Here is a 15,797-nt window from a genome sequence, read left to right as displayed (position 1 = left end):
TTTCATCTCTGGTGACAGGGAAGGGGAACGCGGACTTGCCAAACCGTCCATCGTTTGTTATTCCATCCGGGAAGCGTTCCACGCCATACACAGGCCAGTAGCTCAATTGGTAGAGTAGCGGTCTCCAAAACCGTTGGTTGGGGGTTCGAGTCCCTCCTGGCCTGCCAGCGTGTCACTTTCTTTGCCGGATTCCTTTCAGTCAGTTTCTCATTTCGCCGCACATCCAGCAGCCCTTCCGAACGCTCCATCCATGATCAGCCGCATCCGCAAATACATCTCCGAGGTCTTCCTCGAACTGCGCAAGGCCAACTGGCCCTGGGATTCGAAAGAAAAAGGCTTCGCTAAGTACCGCGAACTGAACGAGTCCACCGTGATCGTCTTCATTGCCATGATTCTACTTGGTGCCTTTGTCGCCGTGTTTGACGTCTCCTTCCGTGAGGCTTTCCAGGCCGCCCAGATCTGGCTCGCCAAGTGACCTGACCTCCCATTTTTGTTTTCCCGCCGTCCGTCGGCCTCGCAATCCCGCGACTTCAGTTTTCCTTTTTTACTCTTCCTCACTCCTATGGGCGCCATTCCAGCAGCACGAGATCAGTGGTACGTCATCCACGTACGTTCCGGCCTTGAAAAAAAGGTCTTGGAAAGCATGCAGCGCCGCATCCAGACCGAGGAAATGAGCGACTACATCTTTGAAGTGCTCGTTCCCATGGAGCGTGTCTCCGAGGTGAAGAAGGGCAAGCGCAGCGAGACCAACCGTAAATTCTTCCCCGGCTACGTCATCTGCAATTGCCACCTGCTCGACGAGCACAATCGCCTTGTCGACAAAACCTGGTACTTCGTCAAAGAAACAGACGGCGTCCTCAACTTCGCCGGTGCCAAAGACCATCCCATCCCCATGCGGGCAAAGGAAGTCGAGGCCATGCTCGCCCAGGCCCGTGAGCGAGAAGACAGCGCGGTGCCAAAAATCGCCTTCAGCCCCGGAGACAGCGTCCGGGTGGCCGATGGCCCCTTCGAAAGCCAGATTGGCACCGTCGAGGAGATCGACCCCGAGCGCGGAGTCCTACGAGTCTCAGTCAATATCTTCGGACGTTCTACCCCAGTCGATCTCGAGTACTGGCAGGTCGAAAAAGCCGACGCCGCATAATTTCCTTCTCCCGCATTGCTTCGCAGCTTCATTTTCCCAAAAAACACAACCTAAGGAACCCCGCACATGGCCAAAGAAATCGTCAAACAAATCAAATTGCAGATCAAAGCCGGCGCCGCCAATCCCGCGCCGCCCATCGGCCCCGCGCTCGGTCAGGCTGGTGTCAACATCATGGCCTTCTGCAAAGAGTTCAATGCAGCGACCCAGAAAGCCGGCGGCGATGTGCTCCCCACTGTCATTACTGTCTATAAAGACAAGTCCTTCACCTTCATCACCAAGCAGCCGCCGGCCTCGAACCTGCTGAAAAAAGTCGCAAACATCGCCTCCGGCTCTAGCGAAGCGAACAAGAAGAAAGTCGCGAAAATCACCAAGGCGCAGCTCCTCGAAGCCACCAAGGCCAAGCTCGCTGACCTGAACACCACTGACCTCGAGCGTGCCTCCCGCATTATGGCCGGCACCGCCCGTCAGATGGGCATCGAAATCCTCGATTAATCCCCCTTCCTCTTTCACCCCCAACCCAGCGCAGGAGAACACCCGTTCGTCAACACTGCACCACCACCATGCAAACCCGCAGCAAACGCTACAAAAAAGCCGCCGAGATGATCCCGGCAGGAAAGGCCTTCTCACTTGAAGAAGCCGCCGATCTCCTGCGCAAGCTCCCTGGCACCAAGTTCAACCAGACCGTCACCCTTTCCTTCCGCATGGGTGTCGATCCGAAGAAGTCCGACCAGATGGTCCGCGGCACCTGCCCGCTGCCTCACGGCTCTGGTAAATCCGTTCGTGTCGCCGTTTTCGCCATTGGTAACGCCGCTGAGGCCGCCAAGGCCGCTGGCGCAGAAATCGTCGGATTTGAAGACCTCATCGCCAAGGTGAAAGAAGGCTTCCTCGACTTCGATGTCGCCATCGCAACTCCAGCAGCCATGAACGAAGTGCGTAAACTCGGTAAGCAGCTCGGTCCCCGTGGTCTGATGCCCAATCCGCGTACGGGTACCGTCACCGACGACACCGCTGGAGCCATCAAGGCCGTCAAAGCGGGTCGTGCGGACTTCAAACTCGACAAAAATGGTAACATCGCCTCTGGCGTCGGCAAAATGAGCTTTGAGACTACCCAGCTTGCTGACAACGCCCGCAGCCTCATCGAAGCCGTCGTCCGTGCCAAGCCCGCCTCTGCCCGTGGCCGCTACGTGGAAACCATCACACTCGCCTCGACCATGTCGCCCGCTGTGCGCATCGACGTCGCTAAATACATCAAACTCTAACCCCTGCGCAGACCCTGAATCATGAAAGCTGAAAAAACACTGCTCATCGAAGACACTCTGCGCCGAGTGAACGCATCCCCGTTCCTGCTCGTCGTCGATTATACCGGCCTGAAGGTCGATAAGTTCGCCGAGCTGCGCAAGCGCCTCAGCGCCGTCGGAGCCGAGATCCACGTTTTCAAAAACAACCTGGTGAAAAAGGCCACTGAAAAGGCCGGTTTCCCCAGCGATCTCAGCACTCACCTCACTGGTCAGAGTGCCTTCGTCACCGGCGTGAAGGAAATCTTCGCCACCGCGAAGATTATGAAAAACTTCGCCGCTGAATTCGAAAAACCGGTCATGAAGGCCGGCATCCTTGAAGGAAAGCTCCTCGACGTCGCCACCATCAAGGTGCTCGCCGATCTGCCCTCCCGCGAAGCTCTCTACTCGCAGCTCCTCGGCGTGCTCCAAGCTCCTGCCTCCTCCCTCGCTCGTGCCCTCAAGGCCAAAGCAGAGAAGGAAGGTGCTCCTACCGAAGCCGCTGCTTAATCCCGCATTATCTGAACTGATACCCAATTTGACCAGATGGCCCGTCACACGGCCTGAACACATAAACACCCAATGGTTCCTCGCCGGAGCGAAAGCTTTTGCTCTTAAATCATCCGATGCTTCGGAAAGCGGCGACACCGACAAACTAACATGGCTGACCTAAATAAAATCGTTGAAGAACTGAGCGGCTTGACCGTCCTCGAAGTCTCTGAACTCGTCAAAACCCTCGAAACCAAGTGGGGCGTGAGCGCTGCTGCTCCTGTCGCTGCCGCTGGTGGTGGAGGTGCTGCTGCTGCACCTGCTGCTGAAGAGAAGACCGAATTCGACGTCATCCTGACCGATGGCGGCGCGAATAAGATCGGCGTCATCAAAGAAGTCCGCGGCGTCGTCCCGGGCCTCGGCTTGGCTGAAGCGAAGAAGCTCGTCGAGAGCGCTCCGCAGACCCTCAAGGAAGGCGTCAAGAAGGAAGAGGCGGAAGAAATCAAGAAGAAGATGGAAGCCGCCGGCGCCAAGGTCGAGATCAAGTAATCTCACCCTCGTTCCTCAACTCACATACGCTCTTTGGCCGCGTGGCGGCAGTTTTAAGACTACACCACGCGGCCCTGAGCGGCCCTATAAGCAAATCTTTCCCCTCCTTTTTGATTCCTGCTCTTGCTCTTCCTCTCACTCTCCCACTGGAGAGACCAGAGACGAAGGGCAAGAGCGAGAGCAAAAAGCTGAAAAATCTCCCAAACATAGCATGATAGGCACTTTTCTCGAATTCCTCACTCAACGCGGCGAAGGCTGCGTGGCGGGGTTTTCGTGCGAAATGGCCTCTTCTGCGTCCCATCTCGCCTCCCGCAGCATCTCGGCCCCTCAGCCGTTTTGCCGCCAGGCGTCTTTCGCGCCGTGTGCGGCCGAGTTCAGACTCATCGCCTGAATTCCGCCGCGCACAGCGCATTTTGCCACCCCACCTCGTCCTTAAACCCGTCCTCACGTCCCATGTCCCAGCGCACTAACTTTGGCAAGATTCACGAAGTCGCCGAGCCGCCGAATCTCATCGAGATCCAGCTCCGCTCGTACGAGGAATTCCTTCAAAAGAACGTCCTCCCCTCCAAGCGCAAAGACGTGGGTCTCCAAGCCGTGTTCCGCGAGGTCTTCCCCATCTCCAGCTATGATGAGAAGATGTCCCTCGACTTCGTCATGTACGAAATCGGCGAGCCGAAGCTCACCGCCCTCGAAGCCATCCGTGAGGCAGAAACTTTCTCCGCGCCTCTCTACGTCACTTATGAGCTGAAGGATGAAGCCGGTGCCAAGCAAGAGCGTGTTTACATGGGTGAAATCCCCATCATGACCGTCCGTGGCACCTTCGTCATCAATGGTGCTGAGCGTGTCGTCGTCTCCCAGCTCCACCGCTCCCCTGGTATCTGCTTTGAGCAGACACAGCATCTTAATGGCCGCTGGCTCCATGGCTTCCGTATCATCCCAGACCGTGGTACTTGGCTGGAAGTCCAGTTCGACACGAATGACCTCCTCTACGTCTATCTCGATCGTCGCCGCCGCCGCCGTAAATTCCTGGCCACCACGCTCCTGCGTGTGATCGGCTTCCCGCATGATGAGGACATCCTGAAGCTCTTCTACGACATCCAGGATCTCAAAATCAAAGAGTCCCTCACCGAAGAAGACCTCGCCAATAAGATCCTCTTCAAAGACGTGCTCGATGGCGAGCTCATCGTAGCCCGTGCCTATGAGCCACTCACCTCTGGCGTGTGCCGCCAGCTCCAGCAGCTCGGCCACAAGTCGGTGAAAATCGTCAATGCCTCCCCGGAAGACCTCCTCATCACCTCTCTGCGTAAAGACACCGCTCGTGATGAAGACGAAGCGCTCAAAGAAATCTACCGCCGCCTCCGCCCTGGTGATCCGCCCACGACGCCGAATGCCCGCGCCCTCGTGAAGCGCCTCTTCTTTGATCCGAAGCGTTATGACCTCACTCGTGTCGGTCGTTACAAGATCAATCAGAAGCTCACGCTCAAAGTGGACAGCGACATGCGTGTCCTCGGTGCTGAGGACGTCGTCTCTGCCATGCGCTACCTCTTCAAACTGCGCGGTGGTGAAGGTCTCCTTGATGATATTGACCATCTCGGTTCCCGCCGCGTCCGTGCCGTGGGTGAGTTGCTGGCCAATCAGTGCCGTGTGGGCCTCTCCCGCACAGAACGTCTGGTCAAAGAGCGCATGACTCTCTTTGATGTGCAGATGGATACCATGACGCCCTCGAAGCTCGTCAATCCGAAGGCTCTCGCTGCCGTCGTCCGTGACTTCTTTGGTCGCAGCCAGCTTTCCCAGTTCATGGATCAGATCAATCCGCTCGCGGAACTGACCCACAAGCGCCGTCTCTCCGCTCTCGGGCCTGGTGGTCTCAATCGTGACCGCGCTGGCTTCGAAGTCCGCGACGTGCATCCTTCTCACTATGGCCGTATCTGCCCCATTGAGACGCCTGAAGGTCCGAACATCGGTCTGATCAACTCCCTCGGCGCTTACGCCCGCATCAACGAATTCGGTTTCATCGAAACACCGTATCGCCCGTGCAAAGACGGTGTCGCCGCAGAAAAAACGGAGTACCTCACTGCCGATCAGGAAGAAAATCACTACATCGCCCAGGCGAACAACCCTGTGGACGAAAAAGGCCGCTTCACTGGGGCCAAGATCACCGTGCGCTATCGTGGCGACTTCATCGAAGTCGAGCCGGAGAAAGCTACTCTCATGGACGTGTCTCCGAAGCAGCTCGTCTCTGTCGCCGCCGCACTCATCCCATTCCTTGAGCACGATGACGCCAACCGCGCTCTGATGGGCTCGAACATGCAGCGCCAGGGCGTGCCGCTTCTCGAAGCGGAGGCACCCTTCGTCGGCACGGGTATGGAGGGCAAAGCCGCCCGCGACTCCCGCGCCGTCATCGTCGCAGATGCGAACGGCACCGTCGCCGCATCCACCGCAGACGTGATCATCGTCACCAAAGACGGCGATCTGCCCTGCAAAGAAGACAAATTCCTCGCAGACCCTCTCAAATCCGTCGTCACCGACGAAGAAAAAGGCGTCTATGTCTATCCGCTGCGTAAGTTTGGCCGCAGCAATGCCGGCACCTGCATCAATCAGCGCCCACTCGTCAAAGACGGCCAGAAGATCAAAAAAGGCGATGTCATCGCCGATGGTCCCTGCACCGAGAATGGCGAACTCGCCCTCGGCAAGAACATGCTCGTCGCGTTCATGCCTTGGAACGGTTACAACTTCGAAGACGCCATCGTCATCAGCCGCCGCATCGTGAAGGAGGACATCTACACCTCCATCCACATCGAGGACTTTGAAGTCATCGCTCGTGACACGAAGCTCGGGCCTGAAGAAATCACACGCGACATTCCAAATGTCGGTGATGAGGCTCTGAAGAATCTCGATGCCCAGGGTGTCGTGCGTATCGGTGCTGAAGTGAAGCCTGGCGACATCCTCGTCGGTAAAATCACTCCAAAATCCGAGACCGAGCTCGCTCCTGAAGAGCGCCTCCTGCGTGCCATCTTCGGTGAAAAAGCTGCTGACGTAAAAGATACCTCCCTTCGCGTGCCCTCAGGCTGCGCCGGTATCGTCATGGATGTCCGCGTCGCGAACCGCACCAGCGGTCAAGACTCCGATAAGGAAAAACTCAGCCCAGCTGAGTACAAGCGCCAGATCAAGCAGATCGAAGAAGATTATCGCCAGAAGAAAGAAGAGCTCTCCGATCAGCTCACCGACCGCTTGGAAGAAATCATCGGCGAGGACAAGCTCGACAATGACATCGTCAACGGCCAGACCGGTGAAATCATCGTCGCTGCGGGCAAAAAAGTGTCCAAAGCCATGCTGCGCCGTGTCGCAGAAAACTACGACAGCATCGAAATGGATGCCTCGCCCATGCGCAACAAGGTCTTTGATGCCATTCAGACCTTTGAGCAGAAATTCGGCGATGCTGACACCGAGCGTGAGCGTAACCTCGATAAAATCGAGAGCACCGAAACGGCTACCGAGTCGAACGTGGTCAAACAAGTCCGTGTTTTCGTCGCCGCGAAACGTAAACTCTCCGTCGGTGATAAGATGGCCGGCCGCCACGGTAACAAAGGCGTCGTCGCCACCATCGTCCCAGAAGAAGACATGCCCTTCCTCGAAAACGGCGTGCCGGTGGACATCTGCCTCAACCCTCTCGGCGTGCCTTCACGCATGAACGTCGGTCAGGTGCTTGAAACCCACCTCGGCATCGCTGCCAAGGCCCTCGGCCTCAAGATTGCCACGCCGGTCTTCGACGGTATCCACGAGTCCAAGATCATGGACTTCATCAAGGACGCCAAAAAGCAGCCTGGTTACGAGTGGATGGGCCTCAACGGCAAATCCCGGCTCTACGACGGCCGCACGGGCGAACCCTACGCACAGGACACCGTCGTTGGTTACATCTACATGCTGAAGCTGGGCCACCTTGTCGCCGACAAGATTCACGCCCGTGCTGTCGGTCCCTACTCGCTCGTCACACAGCAGCCGCTGGGTGGTAAGGCGCAATACGGCGGCCAGCGCTTCGGTGAAATGGAGGTCTGGGCACTTGAAGCCTACGGCGCCGCCTACACGCTGCAGGAGCTCCTCACCGTCAAATCCGATGACGTGCAGGGCCGCACACGTATTTACGAGCAGATCGTCAAAGGAGACCACGCCCTCCAGGCTGGCACACCAGAGTCGTTCAACGTGCTCATCAAAGAAATGCAGTCCCTCGGACTCGACATCAAAGTCCACAAGCGTGCAGGCTCAGAAGAGCCCGTCGCTGAACTGGAAGGTCTCGAGCGCTTCGCCACCGCCGCAGGCATGTAATCCGTATTCCCACAAGAAAGAGAACCAAGCCAGCTAACCACCTTACTCCTTCAAAAATATGTCAGAACCCAGCTTGAAAGAAATCTTCGGGGAAACCAAACCGGCGAGCGAATTCGACTACGTGTCGATCTGCATCGCCTCACCAGACCGCATCCGCGGCTGGTCCTCCGGCGAAGTCAAAAATCCGGAAACCATCAACTACCGCACCTTCAAGCCCGAAAAAGGCGGCTTGTTCTGCGAGCGTATTTTTGGACCTACCCGTGACTGGGAGTGTGCTTGCGGCAAATACAAGCGCATCAAGCACAAAGGCGTCATCTGCGACCGCTGCGGTGTCGAAGTGACTCTTTCCCGCGTGCGTCGTGAGCGCATGGGCCACATCGAGCTCGCCGTCCCGGTGACGCACATTTGGTTCTACAAGTGCATGCCTTCCCGCATCGGCCTCATGCTCGACATGACCGCCCGCTCGCTGGAACGCGTCATCTACTACGAAGACTACATGGTCGTCGATCCAGGCGGCACCCCGCTCCAGCGCGGTCAGCTCCTCGGTGAAGTCGAGCTTCGTGAGGCTGAAGAGCAATACGGCGCAGACGCCTTCCGCGTCGGCATGGGAGCCCAGGCCATCCGTGACATCTTCGCTCAGATCAATCTGACGGATGCCATCAAGGAACTGCAGGAAGCGATGGGCAAAACCCGCTCCAAGCAGACACGCAAGAAGCTCGCCAAGCGTCTCAAGCTCTGCCAAGGCTTCGCCGAGGCACACAGCCGCCCAGAGGCGATGATCATGGAGGTCCTCCCCGTCATCCCGCCGGATCTCCGTCCGCTCGTTCCGCTCGAAGGTGGCCGCTTCGCTACCTCTGACCTCAACGACCTCTATCGTCGCGTCATCAACCGCAACAACCGTCTCAAAAACCTCCTCCAGCTCCGCACACCGGATGTCATCATCCGCAATGAAAAGCGCATGCTCCAGGAGGCCGTCGATGCCCTCTTTGACAACGGTCGCCACGGCCGCCCAGTCACTGGCGCAGGCAATCGCCCGCTCAAATCCCTCTCCGACATGCTCAAAGGCAAGTCTGGCCGCTTCCGTCAGAACCTACTCGGCAAGCGCGTGGACTACTCTGGTCGTTCCGTTATCGTGATCGGTCCAGAACTCAGCCTCCACCAATGCGGTCTGCCCAAGAAGATGGCGCTGGTCCTATTCGAGCCCTTCATCATTCGTCGCTTGAAGGAAATGGGCCTCGTCCACACTGTCCGCAGTGCCAAGAAGATGATCGAGCGCCGTACGCCGGAAGTCTGGGACATCCTGGACGAAGTGACCCGCGGTCACCCTGTCTTCCTCAACCGCGCTCCCACACTCCACCGCCTCTCGATCCAGGCTTTCGAGCCGAAACTTATCGAAGGTGAGGCTATCCGTGTCCACCCACTCGTTTGTACGGCTTACAATGCTGACTTCGACGGTGACCAGATGGCTGTGCACGTCCCTCTTTCCGTAGAGGCACAGATGGAGGCCCGCCTCCTCATGCTCGCTCCGAACAACCTGTTCTCGCCTGCATCCGGGAAGCCCATCATGAACCCCAGCCAGGACATTCCCCTCGGCTGCTTCTTCCTCACCTACCTGCGTGAGATGCCGAACCATGACAAAAAGAAGAGCGATCATCCAGACCGCATTCCGATGTTCAATGACCCGGCAGAAGTCGAATTCGCCCTCACAGAAGGCGGCATGCTGGTCAACGATAAGATCCTCTATCGCAATCCAGACTACAATCAGCCAAAGCGTGCTTACGGAGACCCCTCCAAGCCCGTCATCGAAACCACCGCTGGTCGCGTACGCTTCAATGAAATCTGGCCAGAAGGCCTCGGCTTCATCAACACCAACGTCGGCAAGAAACAGATCTCCGACATCATCTGGCGCTGCTTCCAGACCGTCGGCCAGCATGGCACGGTGCTCGCACTCGACCGTCTGAAATCCCTCGGCTTCCGTGAAGCCTCAAAATCTGGCTGCTCCATCGGTATCACCGACATGGTCATCCCAGACGCCAAAAAAGTCGGCGTCGAAAAAGCCTACAAAGAGATCGAAGAAGTCGATAAGCAACATCGCCGCGGTATCATCACCCAGGGTGAGCGTTATCAGAAGATCATCGACATCTGGACCCAGGTCGGTGAGCAGGTCACCAATGAGCTCTTCCGCACCCTCGAGTACAACGACGGTAAGAAGCAGCACAACCCGCTCTACGTCATGGTCACCTCCGGTGCCCGTGGTAACCGCACCCAGATCAAGCAGCTCGCTGGCATGCGCGGCCTCATGGCCAAGCCCTCCGGTGAGATCATTGAGCGCCCCATTATCTCGAACTTCCGTGAAGGCCTCAGCGTGCTCGAATACTTCATCTCCACGCACGGTGCTCGTAAGGGCCTCGCTGACACGGCGCTGAAGACCGCTGACTCGGGCTACATGACTCGTAAGCTCGTCGATGTCTCCCAAGACGTCATCATCACTGAGCAGGATTGCGGCACTGCCAATGGCATTACCTTGTCCTCCATCTATCAGGGTGATGAAGAAATCGTCGATCTGAAGACCCGCATCTATGGCCGCACAAGCTGCGAAACCATCCATGACCCCGTGGATAAGAGCGTCGTGATCAAGGCAGGTCAGCTCGTCCAGGAAAATGAGGCAAATCACCTCATGAAGATCGGCGTCGAGAAGCTGAAAATCCGCTCCGTCCTCTCCTGCGAGAGCAAGCGCGGCTGCTGTGCCAAGTGCTATGGTCTCCACCTCGGTACTCAAAAGGTCGCCCGCATCGGGGAAGCCGTCGGTATCGTCGCTGCCCAGTCCATCGGCGAGCCTGGAACTCAGCTCACCATGCGTACCTTCCACACGGGTGGTGCTGCTATGAGTGCTTTCAAACAGCCCTTCATCGTCGTCAAAAACGCTGGTATCCTGCGCCTCACCGACATCCGCACCGTGCAGACTGTCGAAGGCAACTCGATCGCCCTCACCAAAAATGGTGCTCTCACCATTCACGACGAAGACGGCCGCGAACTAGAGAGCCATAAGCTCCTCATCGGTGCCATCATCGCCAAGCCCGAAGGTGCCCACATCAAAAAAGGCGAGCAGATCGTCATCTGGGACCCCTACAGCATCCCGATCATCACCGAAAAAGCCGGTAAAGTGGAATTCCGCGACATGATCGCCGGAATTACCTTCACCAAGGAAAAGAACGAATCCACCGGCAACGAAGAAATCGTCGTCATCGAGCACAAAGAAGACCTGCATCCGCAGATCGTCATCTCCGACCCGAAAACGCACGAAGTCCTCGCCAGCTACACCATTCCAGCCGGCGCTCACATCAACGTCAAAAACAACGAGAAAGTCGAAGGCGGTACGACCATCGCCAAGACGCCTCGTAAGGCCTCCAAGACCAAGGACATCACCGGTGGTCTTCCCCGTGTGGCCGAGCTCTTTGAAGCTCGCAAGCCCAAGGACGCCTGCGAAATCGCTCGTATTGACGGCATGATCGAAATCGGTGGCCTTGTCCGTGGCAAACGCCGCGTCATCATCACCGACCCGACCACTGGCCAGCAGGAAGAGCATCTCATCCCTCGCTCCAAGCATATCCTCGTCACCAATGGCGACCACGTCAGCAAAGGTGACCAGCTCACCGATGGACCTGTCGTCCCGCATGACCTCCTGGAAATCCTTGGCCCGCAGGCCCTCCGTGAGCACCTCGTCAACGAAGTCCAGGAAGTGTACCGTGCCCAGGGCGTGGAAATCAACGACAAGCACGTCGAGATCATCATCCGCCAGATGCTGCGCAAAGTGAAAGTCACCGATCCGGGCGATACCAGCTTCCTCTGGGGCGACCAGATCGACCGTGGCGAATTCGAGAAGGAAAATGCACGCGTCTCCGACGAAGGTGGTAAGCCTGCTGAGGCCGAGCCCGTGCTTCTCGGTATCACCAAGGCCTCGATCGAGACCGAGTCCTTCATCTCTGCTGCTTCCTTCCAGGACACCACCCGCGTCCTCACCGAAGCCGCGACACTGGCCAAAAACGACCTGCTGCGTGGCTTCAAAGAGAACGTCATTATGGGGCATCTCATCCCTGCCGGAACCGGTTTCCTCAAAAACCGCAACTTCGACATCCACGAGACAGAAACCGTCCTTCCACAAGAAGAAGCGGCCTAAGCGTCTCCTCCATCGAGAATCCATCTCCACACCGCCTCCGTGCCTTCAAAAGCCGGAGGCGGTTTTTTGTATACCCCACACCCATCGTGAGAGCGGGAGTCAGCGCTGGCTTGGACTTCTCACTCCATTGTCATGAGCAAAAGTGCCCAGTGCTCGCCATTGAGAGCTGAGATCATTTTTTGGCGATGATGACACGAAGACAGACCGAAGTGCCAGCCCCCGCACGGAGAGCAAGAAATCCATGCTAGCCCGCTGGCCCTGTGGCACCGCGCGAGCCGTCATATTGAGTGACGCGCAGGGGGATCGTTGCCAGCATTTGTTCCTTGTGCTGGATCAGCCAGCGGTAGAGGCCTTGGCGATCAAATTTCACCCGCTGGAGGGTGAAGACGATGTTCCGCGACACGAAGGGCGTGAATCCCGAGCTGAAGCTGACATCGACATGCGCAGGCATCGCTGGCATGCAATCGGCCCCAGTGGGATCGACGCAGCGGATGAGGAACTCATGCCTCCCTGCATCTTCTGGTTGAAAGGTGAGCCTCACAGCGATGCTGCATTGCGGATGGACGACGGGAAAGGTGGTGGCGCAGAGTGTGTCAAAGGCACCTAGGACGCAGAGCTTCCCCTGATAGTCGGAGGCGAAGTCGCAGAGGACGGAGAGCTGGAGAGTCATGAGCGTGTTATTTGCCAAACAGGCGGCGGAAGAAGCCGCCGATGCCGCTTTTCTTTGGCTGTTCGGCTGGGCGGACCTGCACTGGCTGCGCGGGCCGGACGCGTTCGGTGGGCTTGCGTTTCGGGCGGTCTGAATCCGCTTCTTCTTCATCCTCATTTTCTTCACCTTCCGCCTTTTCGCCATCAGCTGGTTTGTTGTTCATGGCGAGGAGCAGCGGGTCGTCTTTCGGTGTCTGCTCAAAGATTTTATTGAAGACCTGGCGAACGATGGGCGCAGCGATTTTGCCACCACTGATGTTTTCTCCTGGGCGGCCTTCATACACGACGGCGAAGGCGAATTTGGGGTTCTTTGCGGGTAGGAAGCCAGAGAACCAGGCGAGGTTTTGATCCTTATCGAGCTTCCATTGTGCGGTGCCGGTTTTCCCTGCGATTTGAGCGTGTTTGATGTCTGCTGCGGTGCCTGTGCCTCCATCGCCAGAGACGACTGCGACCATGCCTTTGATGACGGCGTCGCGGTGGACGGGATTGAGGTTGATGGTTTTGCGGGGTTTGGGATCGTAGGCCATGAAGACGTTGTCGTTGTAATCCTGCACCTGTTTGACCAGCCGTGCCTGAGGTAGGTAGGTGCCATTGGCGATGCCCGCCATGGCCTGTGCGACCTGGAGTGGGCTGGAGAGCACTTGGCCCTGGCCGATGGCAGTATTCGCGATGTCGCCAGAGGCTAGTTTACTGCCGCGACGCTGGATCATGATGCTGTTGGTGGGCAAAAAGCCCTCCGCCTCAGGGATGGGTAGTCCTGTCCGCTCACCGAACCCGAGGCGTGAGCACATCCCTGTCACACTGTCTGCGCCTGCCTCGATGGCAGCGGCGTAGAACCAGGTGTTGCAGGAGTATTTGAGCGCATTGACGACGGTCATGGAGCCGTAGTCTGAGGTGCTGTGGTTTTTGAAGGTGCGATTGCCGATCACCATCGAGGGTGGGCAGCCAAAGTAGGATTTGGTGGTCACTTTCCCGCTATCGAGGATGCCCAGTGCGGTGGCTGCCTTAAAGGTGGATGCGGGTGGGTATTCTCCACGCAGGGCACGGCCGAAAAGGGGCTTCTTCGGGTCTTCCTGGAGTTCTTTCCATTTCTGCTCGGTGATGCCTGGGATGAAGTTATTGAGGTCAAAGTAGGGGTAAGATGCCATGGCGAGGATGTCGCCGTTTTGCACATCCATGATGACCATGGCACCGCCGTTCTTGGCATGGCTGGCCAGTGCCTGCTCGGCGAACATCTGAAAGCTGGAGTCGATCGTGAGCACCACATTGCGCCCTGGCACGGGATAGCGGCGTACGTCTTCTGCGAGGCGCTTACCGTCTTGGCTGAAGAGCACGTTCACGATGCCCGGCTGGCCTTTTAAATCGCTATCGAAGGCCTTTTCGATGTCGGAGCGGCCCTCCATCTCTTCAAAGATGGAGTCGCCATCAGAGATGGGGCCCGTAGGCAGGCTACGTGTGCGGCCTGTGTAACCGATGATGTGGGAGGCACGCTGATTCTGTGGGTAATGGCGCAGATACACGCCCTGGAGCACGAGGTTGTCATTCAGAAAGGGCTCGATCTTCTTCTCCATCGTAGGAGTGATTTCTTCGCTGATGCCGTCTGCGGTGGTGGAAAAGACCAGTGGCAGCCAGCGGCGGTTTTTATAATGCGTGAGGATGCGGTCATTGGTCAGCGTCCATTGCTTACCGAGGATTTTGTTGGAGGTGGAGATGACTTGGTGGGCGAATTCCAGGATCTTGGAGTCTGGTGCGCCCTCCATGTAGGGCAGGATGATGGCTAGGTAGTTCGCCACGCGGTTCTGCGCATAGGGCACGCCATTGCGGTCCGTGATCTGGCCACGGGGCGCTGGCACGGAAAGCGAGAGCGAGCGTGCCTCACGCTGAGTTTTCCAGGAAGCATCGAGATCCACCGGTAGCGCGGCCTTCGGCGGCGGTTTTGGGGCTCCATTGGCGTCTTCATCCTCAGAGACGGGCTGCGCCTTGAGAACGACCTGAGCCGTGAGCGAGTGCTCTAGGCCGAGCCCGAGCAGGAGGGAGAGACAGATGACCAGAATGCGATTCATGGGGGGGGACGGGTCGCTACTCAGGAGGCTACCTCTCACTGACTCAGCGACGGTGCATGATGCGGGCACGCAGAACGGGCGTCAAGGCTGTGTTCGCACCCCACTTGGCAAGGCCCCCTTTGGCTAGAAAACCACCTCCTGGACACCGCACGGGCCTTGCTTGCCGCTTTTTCCCGCTCTATCAGCGCGGCCATGAGAAGCATGACTGGATTTGGCAGGGGTGAGGCACGCCGTGACGGTGTGACCTGGATGGTCGAGTGTGGCAGCGTGAACCGCAAGCAACTGGAGCTCGCCGTGAATCTGCCGCGAGACCTCGCGGAGCTGGAGGGCAGCGTGCGTGGTGTCGTAGCCGCTGCCGTATCCCGTGGCCGTGTGAATATCATCGTGCGGAGTGAATCCACCGCCTCCACCGGTGAAAATGCCGTGCAGGTGGATGAAGCGCTAGCGCGGCAGTATCACCGTGCGCTGCATTCTCTCGCGCTCAAACTGGAGCTGCCAGCAGAGGTCACGCTGCAGGATCTCATCCGCCAGCCCGGCGTCGTATCGCTCCAGCAGACCGAAACCAGCGCCGACACCGCCTGGCCCGCCATCGAGGAGGCCCTCGGCATCGCCTTGAGGCAAATGATGGCCATGCGCGAGGCAGAGGGTGCCCATCTGCGTCACGACATCGAATCCCGACTCCAGCACATCGAGGAAATCCTCACCTCCATCCGTGAGCGTGCCGCCACCGTGCCAGAGCACCAGCGCCGTGTGCTGCGCCAGCGGCTGGAGGAGGCTGGTGTGCCGCTCCCGCTCGATGATGAGCGCCTCGTCAAAGAAATCGCCCTTTTCGCAGATCGCACCGACATCTCTGAGGAGCTCTCCCGCGCCGCCAGCCATGTGAAGCAGTTCCGCGCCTACCTCGACTCCAAGGAGCCCGCTGGGCGCAGCCTCGACTTCCTGCTTCAGGAGTTTTTCCGCGAGTTCAACACCATGGGCTCCAAGGCGAACAATGCCGACATCGCCCACCATGTCGTCACCGCAAAGACCGAGCTCGAAAAAATCCGCGAGCAGGTGCAGAACGCGGAATAAAC

11 protein-coding genes and 1 tRNA gene are annotated in these 15,797 nt (G+C 57.9%); 10 read left to right on the top strand and 2 right to left on the bottom strand.

The window, feature by feature from the left end; translation table 11 throughout:
• The first annotated feature begins 91 nt into the window (after window positions 1-91).
• The 9 genes from IPK32_06140 (at window position 92) to rpoC (ending at window position 11,953) form a co-directional block, all read left to right on the top strand.
• Window positions 92-167 (top strand) — tRNA-Trp (locus IPK32_06140).
• Window positions 168-250: 83 nt separating this feature from the next.
• Window positions 251-475, top strand: coding sequence for a preprotein translocase subunit SecE (gene secE / locus IPK32_06135; GenBank protein ID MBK8091561.1), 225 nt, complete (start codon window positions 251-253; stop codon window positions 473-475).
• Window positions 476-562: 87 nt separating this feature from the next.
• Window positions 563-1,141, top strand: a complete 579-nt coding sequence (gene nusG, locus IPK32_06130) for a transcription termination/antitermination factor NusG (protein ID MBK8091560.1) — start codon at window positions 563-565, stop codon at window positions 1,139-1,141.
• A 66-nt stretch (window positions 1,142-1,207) separates the two neighbouring features.
• Window positions 1,208-1,633, top strand: coding sequence for a 50S ribosomal protein L11 (gene rplK, locus IPK32_06125; protein MBK8091559.1), 426 nt, complete (start codon window positions 1,208-1,210; stop codon window positions 1,631-1,633).
• A 68-nt stretch (window positions 1,634-1,701) separates the two neighbouring features.
• On the top strand, window positions 1,702-2,400 hold the full coding sequence (locus IPK32_06120) for a 50S ribosomal protein L1 (GenBank protein MBK8091558.1): 699 nt from the start codon (window positions 1,702-1,704) through the stop codon (window positions 2,398-2,400).
• A 21-nt stretch (window positions 2,401-2,421) separates the two neighbouring features.
• Window positions 2,422-2,925, top strand: a complete 504-nt coding sequence (locus IPK32_06115) for a 50S ribosomal protein L10 (GenBank protein MBK8091557.1) — start codon at window positions 2,422-2,424, stop codon at window positions 2,923-2,925.
• Window positions 2,926-3,075: 150 nt separating this feature from the next.
• Window positions 3,076-3,453: a 50S ribosomal protein L7/L12 gene (rplL, locus tag IPK32_06110; GenBank protein MBK8091556.1), complete on the top strand. Its 378-nt coding sequence runs from the start codon at window positions 3,076-3,078 to the stop codon at window positions 3,451-3,453.
• 453 nt (window positions 3,454-3,906) lie between these two features.
• A complete protein-coding gene (gene rpoB / locus IPK32_06105; GenBank protein ID MBK8091555.1) occupies window positions 3,907-7,776 on the top strand; it encodes a DNA-directed RNA polymerase subunit beta in 3,870 nt (1,289 codons plus the stop codon).
• A 58-nt stretch (window positions 7,777-7,834) separates the two neighbouring features.
• Window positions 7,835-11,953: a DNA-directed RNA polymerase subunit beta' gene (gene rpoC, locus IPK32_06100; protein MBK8091554.1), complete on the top strand. Its 4,119-nt coding sequence runs from the start codon at window positions 7,835-7,837 to the stop codon at window positions 11,951-11,953.
• 244 nt (window positions 11,954-12,197) lie between these two features.
• Here rpoC and IPK32_06095 read toward each other — a convergent pair whose 3' ends face one another.
• Window positions 12,198-12,623: a hypothetical protein gene (locus IPK32_06095; protein ID MBK8091553.1), complete on the bottom strand. Its 426-nt coding sequence runs from the start codon at window positions 12,621-12,623 to the stop codon at window positions 12,198-12,200.
• 7 nt (window positions 12,624-12,630) lie between these two features.
• Window positions 12,631-14,724, bottom strand: a complete 2,094-nt coding sequence (locus IPK32_06090) for a hypothetical protein (GenBank protein ID MBK8091552.1) — start codon at window positions 14,722-14,724, stop codon at window positions 12,631-12,633.
• A 192-nt stretch (window positions 14,725-14,916) separates the two neighbouring features.
• Here IPK32_06090 and IPK32_06085 point away from each other — a divergent pair, with 192 nt between their 5' ends.
• On the top strand, window positions 14,917-15,795 hold the full coding sequence (locus tag IPK32_06085; protein ID MBK8091551.1) for a YicC family protein: 879 nt from the start codon (window positions 14,917-14,919) through the stop codon (window positions 15,793-15,795).
• Window positions 15,796-15,797 lie beyond the last annotated feature (2 nt).

It is taken from the genome of Verrucomicrobiaceae bacterium, from assembly GCA_016713035.1.
Classification (GTDB): Bacteria; Verrucomicrobiota; Verrucomicrobiia; order Verrucomicrobiales; family Verrucomicrobiaceae; genus Prosthecobacter.
This window is presented reverse-complemented; position numbering and strand designations above follow the sequence as displayed.

Excerpts from the sequence above, each read along its gene's own strand:
- IPK32_06085 (MBK8091551.1), top strand. The coding sequence starts at position 14,917 with ATGAGAAGCATGACTGGATTTGGCAGGGGTGAGGCACGCCGTGACGGT.
- rpoC (MBK8091554.1), top strand. The coding sequence starts at position 7,835 with ATGTCAGAACCCAGCTTGAAAGAAATCTTCGGGGAAACCAAACCGGCG.
- IPK32_06095 (MBK8091553.1), bottom strand. The coding sequence starts at position 12,623 with ATGACTCTCCAGCTCTCCGTCCTCTGCGACTTCGCCTCCGACTATCAG.
- IPK32_06120 (MBK8091558.1), top strand. The coding sequence starts at position 1,702 with ATGCAAACCCGCAGCAAACGCTACAAAAAAGCCGCCGAGATGATCCCG.
- IPK32_06115 (MBK8091557.1), top strand. The coding sequence starts at position 2,422 with ATGAAAGCTGAAAAAACACTGCTCATCGAAGACACTCTGCGCCGAGTG.
- rplL (MBK8091556.1), top strand. The coding sequence starts at position 3,076 with ATGGCTGACCTAAATAAAATCGTTGAAGAACTGAGCGGCTTGACCGTC.
- rpoB (MBK8091555.1), top strand. The coding sequence starts at position 3,907 with ATGTCCCAGCGCACTAACTTTGGCAAGATTCACGAAGTCGCCGAGCCG.
- nusG (MBK8091560.1), top strand. The coding sequence starts at position 563 with ATGGGCGCCATTCCAGCAGCACGAGATCAGTGGTACGTCATCCACGTA.
- secE (MBK8091561.1), top strand. The coding sequence starts at position 251 with ATGATCAGCCGCATCCGCAAATACATCTCCGAGGTCTTCCTCGAACTG.
- IPK32_06090 (MBK8091552.1), bottom strand. The coding sequence starts at position 14,724 with ATGAATCGCATTCTGGTCATCTGTCTCTCCCTCCTGCTCGGGCTCGGC.
- rplK (MBK8091559.1), top strand. The coding sequence starts at position 1,208 with ATGGCCAAAGAAATCGTCAAACAAATCAAATTGCAGATCAAAGCCGGC.